17 protein-coding genes are annotated in these 22078 nt (G+C 61.2%); 1 reads left to right on the forward strand and 16 read right to left on the reverse strand.

The features are described from left to right. Positions 1 to 10: 10 nt before the first annotated feature. From ISN39_RS10680 to aqpZ, 7 genes are all read right to left on the reverse strand, one after another. Positions 11 to 880, reverse strand: coding sequence for an outer membrane protein assembly factor BamD (locus ISN39_RS10680; protein ID WP_183922579.1), 870 nt, complete (start codon positions 878 to 880; stop codon positions 11 to 13). A gap of 266 nt (positions 881 to 1146) precedes the next feature. Then, positions 1147 to 2103 (reverse strand): UDP-3-O-acyl-N-acetylglucosamine deacetylase, encoded by a 957-nt coding sequence (gene lpxC, locus ISN39_RS10685; protein ID WP_194730027.1) that lies wholly within the window; start codon positions 2101 to 2103, stop codon positions 1147 to 1149. A 289-nt stretch (positions 2104 to 2392) separates the two neighbouring features. After that, on the reverse strand, positions 2393 to 4099 hold the full coding sequence (gene ftsZ / locus ISN39_RS10690; protein ID WP_194730028.1) for a cell division protein FtsZ: 1707 nt from the start codon (positions 4097 to 4099) through the stop codon (positions 2393 to 2395). 56 nt (positions 4100 to 4155) lie between these two features. After that, positions 4156 to 5487 carry a cell division protein FtsA gene (ftsA, locus tag ISN39_RS10695; protein WP_022714376.1) on the reverse strand — a complete coding sequence of 444 codons (1332 nt, stop codon included), beginning with the start codon at positions 5485 to 5487 and terminating at the stop codon, positions 4156 to 4158. Continuing rightward, positions 5484 to 6416, reverse strand: coding sequence for a cell division protein FtsQ/DivIB (locus ISN39_RS10700; protein WP_194730029.1), 933 nt, complete (start codon positions 6414 to 6416; stop codon positions 5484 to 5486). The genes ftsA and ISN39_RS10700 overlap by 4 nt, the downstream gene beginning before the upstream one ends. Then, positions 6404 to 7330 (reverse strand): D-alanine--D-alanine ligase, encoded by a 927-nt coding sequence (locus ISN39_RS10705; RefSeq protein ID WP_194730030.1) that lies wholly within the window; start codon positions 7328 to 7330, stop codon positions 6404 to 6406. The genes ISN39_RS10700 and ISN39_RS10705 overlap by 13 nt, the downstream gene beginning before the upstream one ends. Positions 7331 to 7628: 298 nt before the next feature. After that, positions 7629 to 8315, reverse strand: coding sequence for an aquaporin Z (gene aqpZ / locus ISN39_RS10710; protein ID WP_194730031.1), 687 nt, complete (start codon positions 8313 to 8315; stop codon positions 7629 to 7631). 253 nt (positions 8316 to 8568) lie between these two features. Between aqpZ and ISN39_RS10715 the strand changes: the two genes are divergently transcribed. Next, on the forward strand, positions 8569 to 9873 hold the full coding sequence (locus ISN39_RS10715) for an MFS transporter (RefSeq protein WP_074068925.1): 1305 nt from the start codon (positions 8569 to 8571) through the stop codon (positions 9871 to 9873). A gap of 100 nt (positions 9874 to 9973) precedes the next feature. On the opposite strand, the gene murB is transcribed toward ISN39_RS10715, so the two are convergent. The 9 genes from murB to ISN39_RS10760 form a co-directional block, all read right to left on the reverse strand. Beyond that, on the reverse strand, positions 9974 to 10948 hold the full coding sequence (gene murB, locus ISN39_RS10720; protein ID WP_074068926.1) for a UDP-N-acetylmuramate dehydrogenase: 975 nt from the start codon (positions 10946 to 10948) through the stop codon (positions 9974 to 9976). Further along, a complete protein-coding gene (murC, locus tag ISN39_RS10725) occupies positions 10945 to 12360 on the reverse strand; it encodes a UDP-N-acetylmuramate--L-alanine ligase (protein ID WP_194730032.1) in 1416 nt (471 codons plus the stop codon). The genes murB and murC overlap by 4 nt, the downstream gene beginning before the upstream one ends. After that, entirely contained in the window at positions 12357 to 13481 is a 1125-nt protein-coding gene (murG, locus tag ISN39_RS10730) for an undecaprenyldiphospho-muramoylpentapeptide beta-N-acetylglucosaminyltransferase (protein WP_194730033.1), read from the reverse strand. The genes murC and murG overlap by 4 nt, the downstream gene beginning before the upstream one ends. A gap of 191 nt (positions 13482 to 13672) precedes the next feature. After that, positions 13673 to 14827: a putative lipid II flippase FtsW gene (gene ftsW, locus ISN39_RS10735; RefSeq protein ID WP_039845350.1), complete on the reverse strand. Its 1155-nt coding sequence runs from the start codon at positions 14825 to 14827 to the stop codon at positions 13673 to 13675. 1 nt (position 14828) lies between these two features. After that, entirely contained in the window at positions 14829 to 16241 is a 1413-nt protein-coding gene (murD, locus tag ISN39_RS10740; RefSeq protein ID WP_194730034.1) for a UDP-N-acetylmuramoyl-L-alanine--D-glutamate ligase, read from the reverse strand. A gap of 7 nt (positions 16242 to 16248) precedes the next feature. Continuing rightward, positions 16249 to 17349, reverse strand: coding sequence for a phospho-N-acetylmuramoyl-pentapeptide-transferase (mraY, locus tag ISN39_RS10745; protein ID WP_022714365.1), 1101 nt, complete (start codon positions 17347 to 17349; stop codon positions 16249 to 16251). Between the two features lie 22 nt (positions 17350 to 17371). Continuing rightward, positions 17372 to 18805 carry a UDP-N-acetylmuramoylalanyl-D-glutamyl-2,6-diaminopimelate--D-alanyl-D-alanine ligase gene (locus ISN39_RS10750; protein ID WP_194730035.1) on the reverse strand — a complete coding sequence of 478 codons (1434 nt, stop codon included), beginning with the start codon at positions 18803 to 18805 and terminating at the stop codon, positions 17372 to 17374. Continuing rightward, a complete protein-coding gene (locus tag ISN39_RS10755; RefSeq protein ID WP_194730036.1) occupies positions 18802 to 20319 on the reverse strand; it encodes a UDP-N-acetylmuramoyl-L-alanyl-D-glutamate--2,6-diaminopimelate ligase in 1518 nt (505 codons plus the stop codon). The genes ISN39_RS10750 and ISN39_RS10755 overlap by 4 nt, the downstream gene beginning before the upstream one ends. Before the next feature lie 6 nt (positions 20320 to 20325). Beyond that, positions 20326 to 22077 (reverse strand): penicillin-binding protein 2, encoded by a 1752-nt coding sequence (locus tag ISN39_RS10760; protein WP_194730037.1) that lies wholly within the window; start codon positions 22075 to 22077, stop codon positions 20326 to 20328. Between the last annotated feature and the right edge of the window lies 1 nt (position 22078).

Genomic DNA, 22078 nt, shown 5'->3' on the forward strand with positions numbered 1-22078 from the left:
GTGTCAGGCCTCACGAGCCGAGCAGCAGCTTCCTGCCGGCTGCGGAAATCCAGGAGCCCTTGTTCTCCCGGGGCTCCGCACCGCCCGACTGCAGCAGCTTGAAGGAATCGGCATACCACTGGCTATCCGGATAGTTGTGACCGAGAACGGCGGCTGCCGTCTGGGCTTCTTCGACGATTCCCATCGCGTAATAGGCCTCGACGAGACGCGCCAGCGCTTCCTCGATCTGATTCGTGTTCGGATACTTCTCAACCACGATACGGAAGCGGGAGACGGCTGCAAGATATTCCTTGCGCTCGAGATAATAACGGCCGACCTGCATTTCCTTGCCGGCGAGCTGGTCGCGGGCGTAGCGGATCTTGGCCTGCGCGTCGTCGACATATTCGGAGTCCGGATAGTTGTCGATGACGGCCTGCATGGCTTCGATGGTCTTGGAGGAAGCCCGCTGATCCTGCGTCACGTCGGAAATCTGCTTCGAATAGCTGAGGCCGATCAGATACTGAACATATGCCGCATCTTCAGACTTCGGATATTGCGCCATATAGCGGTTGCCCGATGCGAGGGCGTCGTCGATCTTGCCCTGGCGGTACTTCACGAAGGTGCTCATCACGAGAGCCTTGCGCGCCCATTCGGAGAACGGGTTTTCGCGGTCGATCGCGTCGAACTTGCGCGCGGCTTCGGCCATGTTGCCGGCCTTCATGTTGGCAAGCGCCTGGTTGTAGAGGACGTCCGGCGGATCGTTGTTAAGGCCGAGCTTGGTGATGTCGATATCAGGGTCCGACTGGCAACCGGAAATCAAGGCGCCTGCACTCAAAATCACGAGCGATGCGAGCAAAGCGCGCGCTGTCTTCATCATACCTTCAGACCTTGCATAATCCATAGAAGAATCCCAACTGCCGCTACCCCACCCTGCGGCAGCCACACCTCGCGGGCGTTTCTAGCCACAAATGTGTGGCGAGAGCAACGCAATGATGAGCCATTAACGCATTTTTGTGGCAGCAAGCGTCAGAATATCCCGGTTTTTGACTTTAATCGGACCTGTTGCTCCTAAGCATATGCTGCAGAACAGTTATCGGCTTACGGAAGTGCTTAAAAAAAAACCGCCTCCCGAAAGAGGCGGCCCTGGCCTGAAATTTGGTGTGGAGGTCATGCCGACCAGGGGGCGAATCCGGGAGCGTTAACGGCGACGAAATCGCGGGGTGTAACGCGCGGGCGCGCAGCAGAAGTCTCGACAACTTCGTAGGCAGTCGTGTCGCTGAGCAGCGCCTTCAAAGCATTGGCATTCATCTTGTGACCACCGCGATAAGAGCGGTAGCAGCCGATGAAGGGAGCGCCGGCAAGTGCCAGGTCGCCGACGGCATCGAGCGCCTTGTGACGCACGAACTCATCCTTTGCGTAGCGCAAGCCTTCGACGTTGATGACCGTATTGTCGTCGGAGATGACGACTGAATTCTCAAGTGACGAACCGAGCGCATGGCCGGAGGCCCAGAGACGCTCCACGTCACGCATGAAGCCGAAGGTGCGTGCGCGCGACAGTTCGGACTTGAAGGTCGCTGCCGTCAGATTTCCTTCCCATTTCTGATGGCCGATCAGCGGGCATTCGAAATCGATCTCGACTTCGAAGCGCGTGCCGTCATACGGACGGAACTCGCTCCAGGAGCCGCCATGCTCGATGCGAACCGGCTTGGTGATGCGGATATAGCGGCGCTTCACGCCGAGCGAAACGAGGCCAATCTGCTCGATCGCCTCGATAAAGGGTGCCGAACTGCCGTCCATGATCGGCATTTCGGCGCCGTAAACCTCGATCACGACGTTATCGAGGCCGAGCGCGTAGAGCGCTGCCATGACATGTTCGATCGTCGCAACCGAATGCGCCGGGGAAAAGCCAAGGACGGTGCAGAGATCGGTGCTGCCGACCTGAGCGGAGACGGCACGCAGCTCGGTGACGCTGCCGTCGTCATGCATGCGATGGAAAACGACGCCGGTATCGACTTCAGCCGGATTGAAAGTAATGGTGACTTCCGCGCCGGAATGGACGCCGGTGCCCGAAAGCGTCACCGGGCGCGAAACCGTCGTCTGGAAGCCAAGCATGCCAATAACCATAAAATTCTGCCTTTATTGCATTTACGGTCCGTAGCGCCAAAAGCACCGAATAACCAACCGCCAACCTATTTTGCCCATCGCCGAATTGTCGCCATGAAGGCGGCAAGGCACGGTCCCATGACGTCATTCATACGTGCGGCCGGGCTCCAATCCAAATCACTGTTCGTTTCGCTTTGTTACGAAACCATCCGCTTGAAATGATTTAGGAATCATCAACTTATATGACACTTTGAAACAGCTGCGCCCGGAACCGTGATCCCGGGCACATGCGTGGCGATTCTGTGTCCGCTCAGTTCGACTGGCGGCGCAAGAAGGCAGGAATCTCAAGCTGGTCGTCTTCCTGCATCATGCGGGCCTGCGGAACACTGCGGCCCTGGTCGTCGAGATTGCCGCGGCGTGGCGCATAAAGGCTCGCCTCGGGCGAGAGCGGGCGGCGCTGCTGCGAAGCGGCGGCAGGCGCTGCCGTCATCTCGGGAGCGACTTCCTCTTCGCGGCGGCCGAGCGAATTGGTGATTCGCTTCAGCAGGCCCATCGGGCCGCGCTCCTCATGCGCCTGTGCGGCAGCTGGTTGGGCGCGGTGATCGATCTCGGCCTGAACGACCGGCGGGAAGTCCTCGACCTTCGGCATGCGGACCGGCTGCTGCATGGCAGGTTCCTGGCGAACCGGCTGCTGCTGCATGACCGGCTGCGGCGCCGGCTGGCTCATAACGGGTGCCGGCGCGGGCTGCACCGGAGCCGGACGAGCGGCCGGAGCTTCTTGAGCGGCTGCGAAGATGCGGCTCTGCGGACGGAACGCGTCCTGAGCAACAGGCTGCTGAACCGGAGCTGCAGGCCGCGGAGCCGGGATTTCGAGCTCGCGTTCGATCTCGGCTTCTGCCATGCGGATGGTCTGCGCGATCGGATCGGCCGGCTTCGGTGCCTGCATGATTGGCGCAGGCTGAACTGCGGCCGGTGCCGGAGCAACGGCCGCGGAAGGACGGATAGTCGGCTTGGCGGCAGGCTGGAAGTTCTTGGCAGCAGCTTCGTTCATCGCACGGTCGATACCGGTCGCAACGACAGAGACACGGATGATGCCTTCGAGCGATTCGTCGAAGGTCGCGCCGAGGATGATGTTGGCATCCGGATCGACTTCTTCGCGAATGCGGGTCGCAGCCTCGTCGACTTCGAAGAGCGTCAGGTCGCGGCCGCCGGTGATGGAGATCAGGAGGCCCTGAGCACCCTTCATCGAGGTTTCATCGAGCAGCGGGTTGGCGATTGCAGCTTCGGCAGCCTGCATCGCGCGTCCCTGGCCGGATGCTTCGCCGGTGCCCATCATCGCGCGGCCCATTTCGCGCATGACCGAGCGGACGTCGGCGAAATCGAGGTTGATGAGACCTTCCTTCACCATCAGATCCGTGATGCAGGCAACGCCCGAATAGAGAACCTGGTCGGCCATGGCGAAAGCATCGGCGAAGGTCGTCTTGTCGTTTGCGATACGGAAGAGGTTCTGGTTCGGAATGACGATCAGCGTATCGACTGACTTCTGCAGTTCCTCGATGCCGGATTCGGCAAGACGCATGCGGCGGCCGCCTTCGAAGTGGAACGGCTTGGTGACGACGCCGACGGTCAGGATGCCCTTGTTGCGCGCGGCCTGCGCGACGACCGGCGCAGCACCCGTACCTGTGCCGCCGCCCATGCCGGCGGTGACGAAGCACATATGCGTGCCGTTGAGGTGATCGATGATCTCATCGATGCACTCTTCGGCGGCTGCGCGGCCGACTTCCGGCTGCGAACCGGCACCGAGACCCTCGGTGACGTTGGCGCCGAGCTGGATGATGCGTTCGGCCTTCGTCATGGTCAGCGCCTGGGCATCCGTATTGGCAACGACGAAGTCGACGCCCTGGAGACCGGCAGAGATCATGTTGTTGACAGCATTGCCGCCGCCGCCGCCGACACCGAACACGGTGATACGCGGCTTCAGCTCAGTGATATCCGGCTTTTGCAGCTTGATAGTCATGGTACCTGTTCCTTCTCTTTATGGCCGCATCGCCACGCCGGCCAATTCACTCAATATCAGAAGCTTTCCTTCAGCCACTGGCCCATCCGGGCGATGCGGCTGTTATTACCCCCAAGCGACATGAGCAGACCGCTCTGTGACGCATGTGTTTCCATGTCCGCGACCTGCGGATAGATCATCAGTCCGACCGCCGTCGAAAACGCCGGTCCCTTGGCTGCCGTCGGCAGACCCGAGACGCCCATCGGACGGCCGATGCGGACGTTGCGCGCCAGGATGCGCCGCGCCACTTCCGCAAGACCGGTCAACTGGCTTGCGCCGCCCGTCAGCACGACGCGCTTTCCGACGATCGGGCTGAAGCCCGAGCGCTGGATCCGGTCGCGGATCAATTCCATCGTTTCCTCGATGCGTGCACCGACGATGCGCGAAACGAGCGCGCGCGGCACCTGCGTCGGCTGATCGCGCTCGTCTTCCCCGATCGGCGGGATCGAGATGAGCTCGCGCTCGTCAGAGGAGTTCGAGAATGCCGAAGCGTGAACCACTTTCAGGCGCTCCGCGTCTTCGATGCGGGTCGAAAGGCCGCGCGCCAGATCGGTCGTGACGTGAAGGCCCCCAAGACCGACGGCATCCGTATGGACCAGCTTGCCTTCGGCAAAGACCGAGATCGTCGTCGCGCCGCCGCCCATATCGATCGCGCAGCAGCCGAGCTCGACCTCGTCGTCGACGAGAGCCGCCAGCCCGGAGGCGTAAGGTGTCGCAACGATGCCCTCGACGGAGAGATGCGCGCGATTGACGCTGAGCTCGAGGTTCTTCAATGCGGCACGTTCGGCGGTCACGACATGCATGTCGACGCCAAGCACATCGCCATACATCGCCAGCGGGTCGCGGATACCGCGTTCGCCATCGAGCGAGAAGCCGGTTGCGAGAGAGTGCAGCACGGCGCGATCCTGGCGCAGCGACTGCTGGCAGGCGGCTGCAAGCACCTTCTTGAGATCGTTGAGTTCGACTTCCTGGCCGCCGAGATCAATCGTCGCCGTGTAGATGTCGCTGCCCAGACGGCCGGCCGTCAGATTGACAATCAGGCTTTCGACGGTAAGGCCCGCCATACGCTCGGCCGCATCGACGGCAAGTCGGATGACGCCTTCGAGCGCATCGAGATCGGCGATGACGCCGGTCTTGATGCCGCGGGAGCGCTGGTGGCCGATGCCGATGATTTCGATGTCGTGCGTGCGGCCCGGAAGAATCTCGCTCTCTTCGCGGGGCGTCAGGCGGCCGATCATGCAAACGACCTTGGTCGATCCGATGTCGAGCACCGAAACGATATGCGACCGCTTCGACGACAGCGGCTTCAGGCGCGGCAATCCGAAATGGGACGAACCGAACAAGCTCATATATTCTGCCCCGCCTTCTTCAAATCCTTGGTCCGCTGATCGACAACGACCTGCCGGCGCGCCATCGCCTCCGGGGTCAGTTGGATCGCGGTCCTGTCCACCAGCCTGAGATCGACCGCTGCGATGTCGCGCGCCAGAAGATCCTGTTCCTTGTTGAATTTCGACAGCCTGGCGAGCGCCTGATCGACATCGTCGGACGGCAGCTTCACCACCACGCCGTTATCCATGTGCAGGTCCCAGCGGCGGCCGGAGACCCAGACGTAAGCCTTCACGCGCGACGTGATGTCCGGCCACTTCGAAAACTCGCCTTCGAGCGAAGCCGCAGCACTTTCTGCATCTCGGCCGACAACGAGCGGCAACGTCGAAAACTTGTTGTCGCGAAGCGGCGCAATGACGCTGCCATTCCTTTCGATCAGCGAAAGCTCCTGCCCGTGCTGCCAGATCGCATAGGCCTGGCGCTCCTTGAGCTTGACCTCGATCGTCTTCGGATAAATCTTCCTGACCTCGACGCTTTCGACCCACGGAAGCTTGACGATCTTCCGGCGCGCAGCATCGACATCGAGCGCCACCAGCGACGTCGTTCCGTCGAGACCAAGAAGTTCAAAGATTTCGATTTCGGAGGTTTCGGAATTGCCCGAAACCTTCACATCCTCGATGGCGAAACCGGCAGCCGTCGTCGCCGCCTGCGCGACTGTTTCCGTATGGCCGCCGAGCGACATGCCGTAGAGGCCGGTCGCCGCGAAGAATGCAAGGGCAGAAATCGTCCCGGCATGCGCAGGAATATGGATCCGGCCAGTTCCGAGACTGACGAGGAAGCGCACCGCACGGCGCAGCGGACGCGGGAGAACCATCCGCCCATCGCCCTCAGCAAGAGCGACGCTCGGTTGACGGCTTGGGCGCCCTATCCTTTTGACCGTCAACGAGAACAAGAGGCGTCCTCCACCATCCAACGCAAGAATTCACCAAAGGAATAACCGGCATGGCCGGCCATTTCGGGCACAAGGGAGGTTGGCGTCATGCCCGGCTGGGTATTCACTTCCAGCCAGATAACTTCACCATCTTCGGAGAACCGGTCGTCGTAACGGAAGTCGGACCGACTGACCCCACGACAACCAATTGCTTGATGCGCCCTTAACGCCAATGTTTGTATTTTTTGGTAAATATTCGGTGAAATTTTCGCCGGGATGACGTGTTTTGAGCCGCCCGCAGCATACTTGGCATCATAGTCATAGAAGTTGTGACCCTGCGGCACCACTTCGGTCACGCCGAGAGCCTTGTCGCCCATGACACCGCATGTCAGTTCGCGGCCATAGACATACCGCTCGACGATGACCTCTTCGCCATAGCGCCACTCCGGCGAACTGATGATCTGCGGCGGATGGGCCTGATCCTCGTGAACGATCACGACACCGAAACTGGAGCCCTCCCGGACAGGCTTCACGACATAGGGCGGCTTCATTGGATGCTCGGCCGGAAAGGCGAAGCGATTGATGACTTCCGATTGCGCCACAGGGACGCCGGCCGCCGCCGCAACCCCCTTGGCCTTGCCCTTGTCCATCGCAAGCGCAGAGGCAAGAACGCCGGAATGCGTGTAGGGAATTTCGAGATATTCGAGGATGCCCTGGATGGTGCCATCCTCACCGAAGGGGCCATGCAGCGCATTGAAGGCGACATCGGGACGAAGCCCCGCCAGCTTCGCAGAAATATCGCGATCGACATCGATCCGCGTAACCTGGAAGCCCTCGCCCTCGAGAGCATCCGCGCAAGCCGTTCCCGAAGACAGGCTCACCGGCCGCTCCGAGGAAAATCCGCCCATCAGGACAGCGACATGCTTGCGACTCATACGAACCCCCAAAATAAACCTCAGCCTGATTTTCGAGGCTTGCACCAAGCTTGCCCGCGAATCCGCTTCGCCTCAGACATGGGAGGGATATGACAACATTATGGTTAATGAAGTGTTTACTTTTATTAACCGGGTGCCTTCCCGAAAGGTTTCCACCCCTCAGGAACCCCTCTCGGCCTGCATGTTTCCGACTCGAAATCAGCGCGTTGGGGCGACATGCTGAAGTTCGCTCACAGCATGAAAAAACCCGCACAGATGATCCATGCGGGTTCGCCCGGACAGGCGGCGAAGGCCGCCCTCAGTCGTCCTTGTCGAGCAGGTTCCAGACAAGCCCGCCAAGCGCACCGCCGGCGATCGGCGCCAGCCAGAAGAGCCAAAGCTGCTGCAGGGCCCAGCCGCCGACAAAGAGAGCCTGGCCTGTCGAGCGGGCGGGATTGACGGATGTGTTCGTCACCGGGATCGAGATCAGGTGGATCAGCGTCAGCGCCAGGCCGATCGCAAGCGGCGCAAAGCCAGCGGGTGCCCTGCCATGCGTGGAGCCCAAAATGACGATCAGGAAGACCAGCGTCAGAGCGACTTCGATGACCAATGCCGAAGTCAGCGAATAGCCGCCGGGAGAATGCTCCCCATAGCCGTTGGAGGCAAAGCCTCCCAATTCAAAGCCGGCCTTGCCGCTTGCAACGAGATAGAGGAGAGCGGCGGCCGCAATGGCACCGATCACCTGCACGACGATATAGGGAACGAGGCGTCCCACCGGGAATCGGCCGGCGACCGCAAGGCCGACGGAAACGGCCGGATTGAAATGGCCCCCCGAAACGCCGCCCACGGCGTAAGCCATCGTCAGCACGGTCAGGCCGAATGCCAGTGAAACACCGGCAAAGCCGATTCCAAGGTCCGGAAAGGCTGCAGCAAGAACGGCACTGCCGCATCCGCCAAAGACCAGCCAGAACGTCCCCAAAAACTCTGCAATAAGCCTTTTCTGCATATTTCTTCCTTCAATCTCAATCAGAGAGCGAAGAAGGAAGTCGCCTAAAACTGATTCCCGTCAATCCCCTCAATTTCAGGTAGCGTTGGCCACGCAGCTAATCATAGTACGCGAGACGAAAATCATCGCGGTGCGGCGGCATCGGATTTCATCACTTTCTTGCCCATTCGGCGTTTGCGCGGAATTAAAATTGCGTTAAGAGCCTTCGACCCTTTCCAAGGGCGCTCTTTATTAAATCCCGAATGGAATAAAAATGTCTGACGCGATATCTCCCGTATCGCCGACCTCCGCTTCATCGAACAGTGCGCAAGTCAATTCGCCGGCGCGCGTTCTGATCGCGAGCCTTGTCGGCACCACGATCGAATTCTTTGATTTTTATGTCTATGCGACGGCAGCCGTCCTGGTCTTCCCGACGCTGTTCTTCCCGAACAACGATCCGACCACCGCCCTTCTCGCTTCCTTTGCCACCTTCTCGATCGCCTTCTTCGCCCGTCCGCTCGGCGCCGTTGTCTTCGGTCATTTCGGCGACAGGATCGGTCGCAAGACGACGCTGGTCGCCGCCCTCCTGACCATGGGTATTTCTACGGTCGTTATCGGCCTGCTGCCCTCCTACGGATCGATCGGCGTCGTGGCGCCGCTGCTGCTCGCATTGTGCCGGTTCGGCCAGGGCTTCGGCCTCGGCGGCGAATGGGGTGGCGCTGTTCTCCTCGCAACCGAGAATGCGCCGGAAGGCAAGCGCAGCTGGTACGGCATGTTCCCGCAGCTCGGCGCACCCGTCGGCCTCTTTCTCTCCTCCGGCGTCTTCTGGCTGCTGCTGCAGGTCATCTCGCAGGACGCGCTTTTGAGCTGGGGCTGGCGCGTTCCATTCATCGCCTCGATCGTCCTGATCGTCATCGGCCTGTGGGTTCGTCTCTCGATCACTGAAACACCGGCCTTCCAGAAGGCAATTGACAAGCATGAGCGTGTTGCCGTGCCGGTTGCGGAACTGTTCCGCAAGCACAAGCGCAGCTTGTTCCTAGGCACCTTCGTGGCGCTCGCGACCTTCGTGCTCTTCTACATCGGCTCGGCCTATCTGCTGTCCTACAACGTCAAGGTTCTGAAAATTCCCTTCCTGGACGCGCTGGAAATCCAGATTGTCGGCTCGGTCGCCTTCGGCATCTTCATCCCCGCCGCCGGCAGGCTCGCTGAAAGATTCGGACGCCGCGAAGTGCTGATCCTTACCACCGTCGTGATCGGTATCTTCTCGTTCTTCCTGCCCGGCCTGATGACGGGCGGCGAAGGCAGCATCGTCGTCTTCGCGATTGTCGCCATGGCACTCATGGGCATGACATACGGCCTGATCGGTACCGCGCTGGCGGCCCCCTTCCCGACCGCAGTGCGCTACACCGGCTCGTCGATCACCTTCAATCTTGCCGGCATCTTCGGCGCCTCGCTGGCCCCCTATATCGCCACCTGGCTGCAGACGAACTACGGCATGCTTTATGTCGGCTACTATCTCGGCCTTGCTGCCGTGATCACGCTGATCTCAATCCTGGCATCGGGCCGCGACGAAGTCTGATCGAGACTGCCTCCAGGTCAATCAAAGGCCGCGGCGGTTTCCCGTCGCGGCCTTTTTCATTACTGGCAATCGACTGGCCGTTCTGGATAGATAAAAATGGCTATTCGCTGGTCACACCCTGGAACGGGCGCACCTCGCGGCCCGGCATGAAGACGCCGAGGCGCTTGATTTCCCATTCGAGCTTGACGCCGGAATTTTCGAAGACTTCACGGCGAACCTGCTCGCCGAGATATTCGAGATCGTAGCCCGTCGCCTGCCCCATATTGATCATGAAATTGCAATGAAGCGACGACATCTGCGCGCCGCCGATGACGAGACCCCGGCAGCCCGCTTCGTCGATCAGCTTCCAGGCCGAATGACCTTGGGGATTCTTGAAGGTCGAACCACCGGTCTTCTCGCGGATCGGCTGCACGGTCTCGCGGTGATTGCGCACCGCATCCATGTCGGCGCGGATCTTCGCCCGGTCCTCCGGATAGCCCTCGAAAAGCACGGAGGTGAAGATGAGATCAGGTGAGGCCGTGGAATGACGGTAGGAATATCCCATGTCTGCATTCGACAGCACGAGCTTGTTGCCCTTGCGGTCGATGGCATTGACCTCGACCAAGCGATCGCGGGTCTCGCTGCCATTGGCGCCGGCGTTCATGCGCGCCGCACCGCCGATGCTGCCCGGGATGCCATAGAAGAAATGGAGGCCGCCGATGCCGTTGTCCATCGCCATCGCGGCCACATGCTTGTCCGGGCAGATGGCACCGGCGAGAATGCGGTTGTCGCCCGCAAGCTCGACCGAACCGAAGCCCTTGGCAGAAAGCCGCAAGACGACGCCCGGAATGCCGCCATCGCGCACGAGAATGTTCGAACCGACGCCCACGACCGTCAGCGGCACCTCTTCCGGCAGGATTTTCAGGAATGCGATAAGGTCCGCCTCGTCGTGCGGCTGGAACATCAGCTCGGCAAGACCGCCAGCATGGAACCAGGTGACACGGTCCATGGGGGCATCCGGCGTGATACGGCCCCGGATATCCTTCACACCTTCTCCGAGAGACTCGAGAAGCTTTTCCCCATTCACCTGTTTCATGCAGACTTTCCCGAAAGACCTTCCAGTTGCTTGGGCAGCGAGACTGCCCAGTAAGTTATATTCCCAGCCCCTAAGAGAACCACAAAATCGCCGGGCTTTGCAATGTCCGCGACCATTTCAGGCAAAAGCTCCTGATGAGCGAGGAAGCGCGCGTCGCGATGGCCACCCGCTTTGATGCGGGAAACGAGTGCCTCGGAATCCACGCCTTCGATCGGATCTTCGCCCGCGGCATAGACCGGAGCAAGGAAAATGCTGTCGGCATCGTTGAAACAGGCGGCAAACTCTTCGAACAGGCTGGAAAGGCGCGTGTAGCGATGCGGCTGATGAACGGTGATGACGCGGCCCTTGCAGGCTTCGCGCGCGGCCTTCAGCACGGCCTTGATCTCGACCGGATGATGGCCGTAGTCATCAAAGATCTGCACGCCGTTCCATTCGCCGGTCAGCGTAAAGCGGCGCTTGACGCCGCCGAAGGAGGCGAGGCCCTTTGCGATGTCGGCGCTCGAAATGCCGAGGCGGTTGGCGACCGCAATCGCTGCCGTTGCATTCGAAATGTTATGTCGGCCGGGCATCGGCATCACGAGATTGTCGAGCCTGATGACCTGTCCCGTGCGGCGGCGGCGGATTTCGACGTCGAAGATCGACCGTGCACCGTCGATGCGCACATTCATGAAGCGCACGTCGGCCTGCGGATTTTCACCATAGGTAATGACCTTACGGTCTTCGATGCGGCCGACGAGAGCCTGGACCTCCGGATGATCGAGGCACATGACGCCGAAGCCGTAGAAGGGCACGTTCTCGACGAACTGCCGGAAGGCGGCGCGCACGGCGTCGAAATTGCCGTAGTGGTCGAGATGTTCCGGATCGATGTTGGTCACCACCGCGACGTCAGCGGGCAGCTTCAGAAATGTGCCGTCCGACTCGTCGGCCTCGACCACCATCCACTCGCCCTCGCCCATGCGTGCATTCGTGCCGTAGGCATTGATGATGCCGCCGTTGATGACGGTCGGATCGAGCCCGCCTGCTTCGAGCAGCGTGGCGACGAGCGATGTCGTCGTCGTCTTTCCATGCGTGCCACCGATGGCGATTGCATTGCGGAAGCGCATCAGTTCGGCGAGCATTTCGGCGCGGCGCACGACCGGCAGCAGCTTCTCGCGGGCGGCGATAAGCTCCGGATTGTCCTTCTTGATGGCGGTCGAGACGACCACAACTTCAGCATCACCCAGGTTTTCCGCCTTGTGGCCGACGAAGACTTCGATGCCCTTGTCACGCAGGCGCTGCACGTTGGCGCTGTCGGCCTGGTCCGATCCCTGCACGCGGTGGCCGAGATTATGCAGCACCTCGGCGATACCGCTCATGCCGATCCCGCCGATCCCGATGAAATGGACGAGGCCGATCGCCTTCGGCATTTTCATGACTGTGTCCCCTTGAACTGTGCAATTGTACGTCCGGCGGCAATAGCCTCAACCATGCCGGCAAGCAAGTTCGCAGCGTCCGGTTTCCCGGCCTGCTTTGCGGCTGCCGCCATCCGGGCGAGCTTTTGCGGGTCGTTCATCACATGTGTCAGGATAGAAGCGATCTTCTCCGGCGAGAGCTCCGATTGTGCGATGACCTTCGCGCCACCGGTCGCGGCAAGGGCTGCGGCGTTCGCCGCCTGATCGTGATCAAGTGCATGCGGATAAGGCACAAGCACGGCCGGACGGCCAATGACCGAAATTTCCGAAACGGTCGAGGCGCCCGAGCGGCAGATCACCAGATGCGCATTTGCAAGGCGCTCCGCCATATCGGTGAAGAACGGCGCGATATCCGCCCCCATCTCAAGCCTGGCCACACAGCCGCTCACCATTTCCATGTCTTCGGGGCGCACCTGCTGGGTAATGCGCAACCGCGCACGCAACTCGTCGTCAAGCAGGCTGATCGCCGTCGGCATCGCCTTGGAGAAATATTGCGCCCCCTGGCTGCCGCCGAAGACGACGAGATTGAAGGGCTCTCCGGCATGGGAAGGCTTGTATGGCACCTTCGCCGCTTCGATGATCGCCGGACGCACCGGATTGCCGGTGGTCACGGTCTTCTCGGAATAAGCGCCGCCATTCTCCGGCAGGAAACCGCCGGCGATCGCCTGCACGCGTTGCGCCAGCGCCTTGTTGGCGCGGCCCATCACGGCGTTCTGTTCGTGGATCATCGACGGCACGCCGAGGCGCGTGGCGGCAAGCAGCGGCGGCACGGTCGGATAGCCGCCGAAACCAACGACGACCGCAGGCTTCAGCCGCTGGATCAGTTTCTTGGCGGCACGCATTCCGGTCCACAGCGTCCACAGCGAACGCGCGACTGCGACCGGGTTCTTCGAGCCGATCGTCGCCGACGGCACGACGTGGATTTCATCCGCGGGGAATTTGCCGGCAAAGCGCTCGGCACGGCTGTCCGTCACGAGATGCACGGAATAACCGCGCGCCTTCAGCTCGTATGCCAAAGCCTCTGCTGGAAACACGTGGCCGCCGGTGCCCCCGGCGGCGAGCAGGATGATACCTTTGCTCATCGGTAGGTTCGCCTTTCAACCAGGCAGCCGCCCCTCATCTGCCTGGCGGCACCTTCTCCCCGTATTGAGGGGGAGAAGAACGCATGCCGCAACTTCTTAGTACCCCTCACCGTCTCATGGGGCACGTCCCCTCTCCCGGCAAGCGGGCAGTGGGTTAGGGTGGGGGACAATTTAGACGGCACGGGCATATTTTACTCCGCCGGCATTCCGTGCGGCACGCGGAAGAGGCTCCGCTCCTGTGCACGTTTTTCCGGGCGATGGCGCGTCAGCGCGAGAATAAAACCGGCGGTCACGCAGATCGCGACCATGGACGAACCGCCGTAGGAAATCAGCGGCAGCGTCATGCCTTTTGCCGGAAGCAGCTCGAGATTGACGCCGATATTGATGATCGACTGGATGCCCATCTGAAGCACGAGCCCCGCGACGGCAAACCGGTTGAAGTCGTTCTTCTCCTTATATGCGTGCGATAGCCCCCTCAAAACAAGGACCGTGAAGAGCAGAACGAGCGCGATGCAGAAGATGATGCCGAATTCCTCGGCGGCGACCGAGAAGATGAAGTCGGTATGCGCGTCCGGGATGATGCGCTTGACGATGCCCTCCCCCGGTCCTTTACCAAACCAGTCGCCGCGGATGATGGCCTCGCGCGCAGTGTCGATCTGGAACGTGTCGCCCTCGCCGGTCATGAATTTGTCTATTCGCCCCGCCACGTGCGGGAAGACGTAGTAGGCGCTGAGCAGCCCGCCAGCACCGCCGGCGCCGAGCAGGATGATCCATATCCAGGGCATGCCCGCCATGAAGAACATGCCACCCCACACGGCCGTCGTCAGGATCGTTTGGCCAAGGTCAGGTTGGGCGACGAGCAGAGCCGCGACCATCCCAAAGAGGATGATCGCAAAGAGGTTGCCCGGGATTTCCGGCTGACGCGCATGCTCTGCAAAGAGCCAAGCACAGACGACGACGAAGGCGGGCTTCATGAATTCCGACGGCTGGACCGAGATGCCGGCAAGCGTCACCCAGCGTCGGGAGCCTTTGACCTCGATGCCGAAGAAAAGTGCCAGGACCATCATGGCGAGCGAGATGACAAGCAGTAGGATGGCGGTCCGTCGCACCTGCCGCGGCGTCAGAAAGGAAAGCCCGATCATGACGGCGATCGAGGGGATCATGAAAGCCGCGTGGCGCTTCACAAAATGGAACGGCTCGAGCCCGATGCGCTCGGCAACCGCGGGCGAGGCCGCAAAGGAGAGCATGAAGCCGACGCCCATCAGGAAGATGAACATCGCCAGAAAAAAGCGGTCGATGGTCCAAAACCAATCGGCCAAAGGCCCACGTTCCGCACGGCTCACCATGTCATTTATCTCCTGTTGCCGAACCGACCAGCATAGTCACTCCGTCGAGCGCTGCCACATGGCTGACAAATGCATCGCCCCTGACTTCGAAGTTCTTGTACTGGTCGAAGCTTGCGCAAGCCGGGGATAACATCACCGCGGATGGACCAGTGTCATCTTTTTCCGCATCGGCCGCGGCATGGGTAACCGCGCGTTCCAGCGTCCCCGAAATCTCGTAGGGCACCGCCTCGCCGAGCGTCGCGGCAAATTCCGCCGCCGCTTCGCCGATCAGATAAGCCTTGGCGATGCGCGGGAAGAACGGTGCAAGCGTCGTGATGCCTCCCGCCTTCGGCAGACCACCGGCGATCCAGTAGATGCGATCGTAGCTGGAAAGCGCGGGCGCTGCGGCGTCTGCGTTAGTCGCCTTCGAATCGTTGACGAAGACGACGTTGCCGCGTGTCCCGACCGGCTGCATGCGATGTTTGAGGCCGGGGAAGGAGGCAAGCCCGGTGCGAATCTCTTCGGCCGAAACGCCGACGGCAAGGCAGGCGGCGACCGCCGCAGCGGCATTCTGCGCATTGTGGCCGCCGCGTAGCGTCTGGATGCCGTCGAGATCGGCAAGCGGCAGAGCCGCAGCCGAAGAAGCCTGTATGAGCTTCGTACCCTCGGCATAGATTCCATCGGCCAGCGGATGGCGGCGCGAAATGCGGACGACCTTCGTTCCTGCCCGCTCGACGCGATCAGCGATCATTTCGCAATGACTGTCATCGACGCCAACGATAGCGGTGCCGCTGCCGGCAACCAGGCGCTCCTTGATGCCGGCATAGTGCTGTATCGTGCCGTGACGATCGAGATGATCAGGCGTCAGGTTGAGCAGGATGCCAGCAGAGGGATTCAGCGTCGGCGCCAGATCAATCTGGTAGGAGGAGCACTCGACGACATAGTAGCGTCCGGCCTTCGGCGGATCGAGCGTCAGCACGGCCGTTCCGATGTTGCCGCCAAGCTGCGTGTCGCGGCCGCTGGATTTCAGGATATGGGCAATCAGCGCGGTCGTCGTCGACTTGCCGTTCGTGCCTGTGATGGCGATGAACGGGCAATCCGGCGCATGCGCCCGGCGCTCGCGCACGAAGAGTTCGACATCGCCAACGATATCGACACTGGCGGCGCGGGCGAGATCGACCGTCCAATGCGGTTTCGGATGCGTGAGCGGCACACCCGGAGACAGAACGAAGAGCGACTGAACGCTCCAATCGATGCTTCGCAGGTCCGCGGTATGGATTCCCTCGGCGGCCGCCTTGGTGACACTGTCCGGATTGTCGTCCCAGGCCGTGACATGGGCGCCGCCCAGAATGAGCGCGCGGGCCGTTGCAAATCCGGACCCGCCAAGCCCGAATAGGGCGACCTTCTTTCCTGCAAACGTCGTGACAGGAATCATGTCCGCCTCACCGCAGCTTGAGGGTCGAAAGGCCGAGCATCGCAAGGCCGACGGCGATGATCCAGAAGCGGATCACCACTTGGCTTTCGGTCCAGCCCTTCTTCTCGAAATGGTGATGGATCGGCGCCATCAAGAAGACGCGGCGCCCGGTCATTTTGAAGAAGCCGACCTGGATGATGACCGAGAGCGTTTCTGCAACGAAGAGACCTCCGATGATTGCCATGACGATCTCGTGCTTGGTCGCGACCGCAACGGTGCCGATCGTGCCGCCGAGCGCCAGCGAACCCGTATCGCCCATGAAGATTGCGGCGGGCGGCGCATTGAACCAGAGGAAGCCGAGGCCTGCACCGATGACTGCGCCGAGAACCACGGCAAGTTCGCCCGTGCCGGGCACGAAGTTGATCTGCAGGTAGTTCGCAAAGACCGCATTACCGGCAAGATAGGCGATGATACCGAAGGAGGCGGCGGCAATCATCACCGGAACGATCGCTAGACCATCGAGACCGTCCGTCAGGTTGACGGCGTTGCCCGCCGAAACGATGACGAAGCCACCGAAGGCCACGAACACGATGCCGAGATTGATCAGGAAATCCTTGAAGAAAGGGAATGCGACCGAGGAGCCGAAGGTCGAGCCTGCGGTACCGGAGGCAAGCGCGGTGCGCATCATGAAATAGACGGCGATGCCGGCAATCACGAACTCTATGCCGAGACGCGCCTTGCCCGAGAACCCCTTATCGCTCTGTTTCGTGACCTTGAGATAGTCGTCGTAAAAGCCGATCGCGCCGAAGCCGAGGGTAACGAGCAGCGTCGCGACAACATAGACGTTGGAAAGGTCGGCCCACAGAAGCGAGGCGCCGACGATGCCTGCGAGGATCATCAGCCCGCCCATGGTCGGCGTGCCGGCCTTCTTGAAGTGCGTCTGCGGCCCGTCGGCGCGGATCGGCTGGCCCTTTCCCTGGCGGATTCGGAGCGAGTTGATGATCATCGGCCCGAAGAGGAAGACGATCAGTGCGGACGTGAAGAGAGAGGCGCCTGTACGGAAGGTAATGTATCTGAACAAGTTCAGAAATTTCAGTTGGTCCGACAGTTCGACTAGCCAAATCAGCATTCGGGGCCCCTTGTTTACCCGGTCAAAGTTCGCGTTGCGTGTCTACAAATGGCGCAAACCTGTCAAGGATCGCAGCGACAATCTTGCCGAAGCCTATCCCCAAAGACGATTTCACCATCAACACGTCGCCAGGCGCGACCGAGTTCAATACATATTCCGTCAGTTCTTCCGTCTTCTCGCGGTATTCGATCTGCACGCTGTCGGGAAGCGATTCCTTCAGCGCCAGCATGTCCTTGCCCGCAAGCCAGACATGTTCGATGCCGGCCGCAAGCAGCGGCCCGGATAGGTCGGAATGAACCTTTTGCGCGTATTCGCCCATTTCCAGCATGTCGCCGAGCACGGCGATGCGGCGCCCGCGGCCTGCCGGACCGGCTGTGGCAAGCAGCGCGATCGCCGCGCGCATCGAGGCGGGGTTGGCGTTGTAGCTTTCGTCGATCAGCGTGAAGCTGCCGTTTCCGATCGACAACTTGTGGCGGCGACCCCTGCCCTTTTCGGGCTGCAGGGTGGCCAGCGCTGCGATCGCCTTGTCGAGGTCCGCGTTAACGAGCGTGACGATGCCGAGAGCGGCCAGCGCATTTTCCGCAATATGCCGTCCGGGCGCGCCGATCGCCACTTCGAACGTGTCGCCGTCGATCGTCAGCCAGAGCGCCGAGCTTTCGTCCGAACCGTTGAATTCCGCAAGGCGGAACTCGGCCTTCGCGTGCTGGCCGAAGGAATGGATATTCTCGATGCCGAGCGACTGCGCCGTCCGTTCGAGGAAATTGTATTGGTCGCTGTCGCGGTTGAGCACGACATGCCCGCCGTGCACCAAGCCTTCGAAAACCTCCGCCTTCGCCGCGGCGATTTCCTTGATGCTCTTGAAATTGCCGAGATGCGCGGGAGCGATCGTCGTGACGACGGCGACATGCGGCCGGATCATCTTCACCAGCGGCCGGATTTCGCCCGGGTGGTTCATGCCGACTTCAAAGACGCCGAAGTGCGTGTCGAGCGGCATGCGTGCCAGTGTCAAGGGCACGCCCCAATGGTTGTTGAAGGAGGCGACGGAGGCGTGCACCTTTCCGGACGGCGAAAGCACGTGGCGAAGCATCTCCTTGGTCGTCGTCTTCCCGACAGAGCCCGTCACCGCAATGATCTGAGCCCGCGAACGCTGACGCGACGCGACGGCAAGCCGACCGAGGGCTGCGAGCACATCGTCGACGACGATCATCGGAACAGTCAATCGGCCAAGCCCCGGAAGGCGGGCTTCGCTGACGACGAGAAGTGCAGCACCGTTCGCCATCGCCATCGAGGCGAAGTCATGGCCGTCGACCCGGTCGCCCTTGATGGCGAAGAAGGCTTCGCCGGTACCGATCGAGCGGCTGTCTATGGAAATGCCGGTGATGCCTTCAGGAAGCGTGCCGAACGGGCGGCCCGCCATGGCGGCAATCATGTCATCGGTGGTCCAAAGCCAGTTCACGATTTCAGCTCCTCCAAAGCTTCGCGCACTTCGGCGTGGTCCGAGAACGGCAGCGTCACACTCCCGATGGTCTGCCCTTCTTCATGCCCCTTGCCTGCAACGATGAGTGTGTCGCCGGATTTCAGCATGCCGACGGCCTCGTAGATCGCCTCCGAACGGTCACCGATCTCGGTGGCGCATGGCGCCGCAGCCATGATCTCGGCTCGGATCGAGGCCGGCTCCTCGGAACGCGGATTGTCGTCCGTGACGATCACCACATCGGCCAGGCGGCAGGCGATCTCACCCATGATCGGACGCTTGCCCCGGTCGCGGTCGCCGCCGCAGCCGAAGACAAGGATCACGCGCCCGGTCGTGAAGGGACGCACGGAATTCAGTACATTTTCCAGCGCATCCGGCTTGTGGGCGTAATCGACATAAGCAAGTGCGCCATCCTTCGTATGGCCGACGAGTTCGAGACGCCCCGAGGCGCCCTGCAGCTTTTCAAGCGCGGCCATCGCGATCTTGGCTGAAACGCCGGTGGACATGGCAAGCGCCGCGGCAACCAGCCCATTGGCGACCTGAAAATCGCCGGCGAGCGGAATATCGACCTCGAAAATCTCGTCACCGCAATGAACTTCGGCGATCTGCTTGTGACGGAAGTGCTCGACCCGCTTCAGCGCCAGATAGTCCCCTTTGCGGCCGACGGTGCGGACATCGTGGCCCGCATCCTTCGCCGCTTTGATCGCCTGCTCGGACCAGGCATCGTCGGCGAAGATGACGGCAGGCGAACCCTTCGGCAGCAACGTATCGAAAAGCCGCATCTTGGCGGCCATGTAGCTTTCGACGGTCGGATGATAATCCATGTGATCGCGGCCGAGATTGGTGAAGGCGGCAGCCGAAAGCTTCACGCCATCCAGACGGCACTGATCGAGACCGTGGCTCGATGCCTCCATCGAAGCGTGCGTCACGCCCTCGTCAGCGAGATCGGCCAGCAGCTTGTGCAGCGAAACCGGATCGGGCGTCGTCAGCGAGCCGTATTCGTTGCGCATCGGCGAAACGACGCCGGTCGTGCCGATCATGGCCGCCGGATGTCCGGCATAGGCCCAGATCTGGCGCGTGAAGGAAGCGACGGAGGTTTTGCCCGCCGTGCCGGTTACGGCAACCATCGTCCGAGGCTGCCTGCCATAGAAATGCGATGCGGCAACGGAGAGAAAACGGCGCGGTTCCTTGACCGCCAGGACAGGAATGGGAGCCTCGACGGCTTGAGCCGACACGGCAAGGGTCGCGCCATGTTTGGCGGCATCGGCGATATAGACCGCGCCGTCCGCCTTCGAGCCGGCCACCGCAATGAACGCCATTCCGGCTTCGATCTTGCGGCTATCGGCTGAAAGCCCGGAAATCTCCAGCCCGCCTACCGGCCCTTCGAGTTGCTCCTTGATTTCCGGAAACGCGCTTCCGGCTATGTCCCGCAGTTTCATCGAATGTCTTTTCTCTCTCACGCCGCCCACCCCACGCGAATCGGCGCTGGTATTCATTCACACTCAATAAGACACCAGCAAGGCCGATCCGTCTTGGCCAAATTGCGGTTCGATACCGAGGATGGGTGCGGCACGCCGGATGATGTTCTTGACCATTGGCGCAGCCGTGTAGGCAGCGATGTTCTGGCCCTTTTCGCCGTTATGTGGCTCGTCGCAGAAGGTCAGCACGACATATTGCGGACTATCGATCGGGAACGCCGCGATGAAAGCGTTGAAATTCAAATCATTCGCGTAGCGGCCGTTGACGACCTTGTCGGCCGTGCCCGTCTTGCCGCCAACGTTGAAGCCTGGCACGTCGGCGTTGCGTCCCGAACCTTTGAGGCCGTTCAGCTTGAACAGGTAGCGGATTTCGTCGCTGGTGCTCTTCTTGACGACGACCTCGGCCGTCTCGTCTGCCTGGTCACGGGTGCGCGGCAGGAAGGTCGGCTCGATGAGCTTGCCGCCGTTGACGAGGGCTGCGCCGGCAACGGCCGTCTGCAGCGGTGTCGTCGAGACGCCATGGCCGAAAGAGATCGTGATCGAGTTGATCTTCTTCCAGACCTTCGGCTGGCTCGGCATCTTCACTTCCGGCAGTTCCGTCCGCATCTTAGTCAGCAGCCCAAAGCGCGTCAGATAGTCCTTCTGCAGGTCCATGCCGACGATATCGATCATCTTCGCCGTGCCGATGTTCGACGAATATTCAAAGATTTCCGGCACGGTCAGCCAGCGGCGCTGACCGTGGAAATCGTTGATCGTAAAGCCGCCGATGCGGATCGGGCGGCTCGCATCGAAGCTGTCGTTAATGCTGACCTTGCCGCTGTCGAGCGCCATGGCCGTGCTGAAGGTCTTGAAGGTCGAGCCCATTTCGAACGTGCCGTTCGACATGCGGTTCAGCCAGCCTTCCTTGGCGCCCTCTTCCGGATTGTTGGGGTCGAAGTCCGGCGCTGAGGCCATGCCGAGCACTTCGCCGGTATGAATATTAAGGACGACCGCGCCCGCGCCCTTGGCTTCGTAGTTGGTGACCGCGTTTATCACGACGTCGCGCACGATGTTCTGGACGCGCAGGTCGATCGAGAGCTTGACCGGCTCGAGCGGCTGATCGCTGGTCATTCCTACCGATGCCAGGTCGGCAAGGCCCTGGTCGTCGATGTATTTTTCCATGCCCGCGACGCCGCGGTTGTCAATGTTGACGTAACCGAGAATATGCGAGGCCGTCGGACCACCCGGGTAGAAGCGACGCTTTTCCGGACGGAAACCGATACCGGGAATGCCGAGCGCCAGAATCTGGCTCTGCTGCTTCGGGGTCAGCTGGCGGCGAAGCCACGCGAAATGCGAACTCTTGACCGAGAGCTTCTTGTAAGTGCCCTTCACGTCGAGATCGGGCAGGACAGTCGCAAGCTTCTCGATTGCCTCATCGGCATCGACGATCTTGTTCGGCTCGGCAAAAAGGGAAACCGTGCGGATGTCGGTCGCCAGCACTTCGCCGTTGCGATCGAGGATGTCGGGCCGCGACGCCATCAGGCGGTCCGGTGGCAGGATGCTGGAAACGACTTCCGGATCCTTCATCCCATATTCGACCAGGCGGCCGCCGATGACGCCGTAAAGCGCGGTGAACCCGAGGATCAGCAGGCCGACGCGGCTTTTGGCCTGACCGGACTTCTTCTTGCGCGAGCCTTCAAGCGGCAAGCTGCCCGACGGGCCACCGAAGCGGTTATAGACGCCGGAGGAGAAATGCGCCTGGCTTTTCAGGACCATGATGCGAGAGAGAAACGACATG

Origin of the sequence: Rhizobium sp. 007, from assembly GCF_015353075.1 — a bacterium.
GTDB lineage: Bacteria > Pseudomonadota > Alphaproteobacteria > Rhizobiales > Rhizobiaceae > Rhizobium.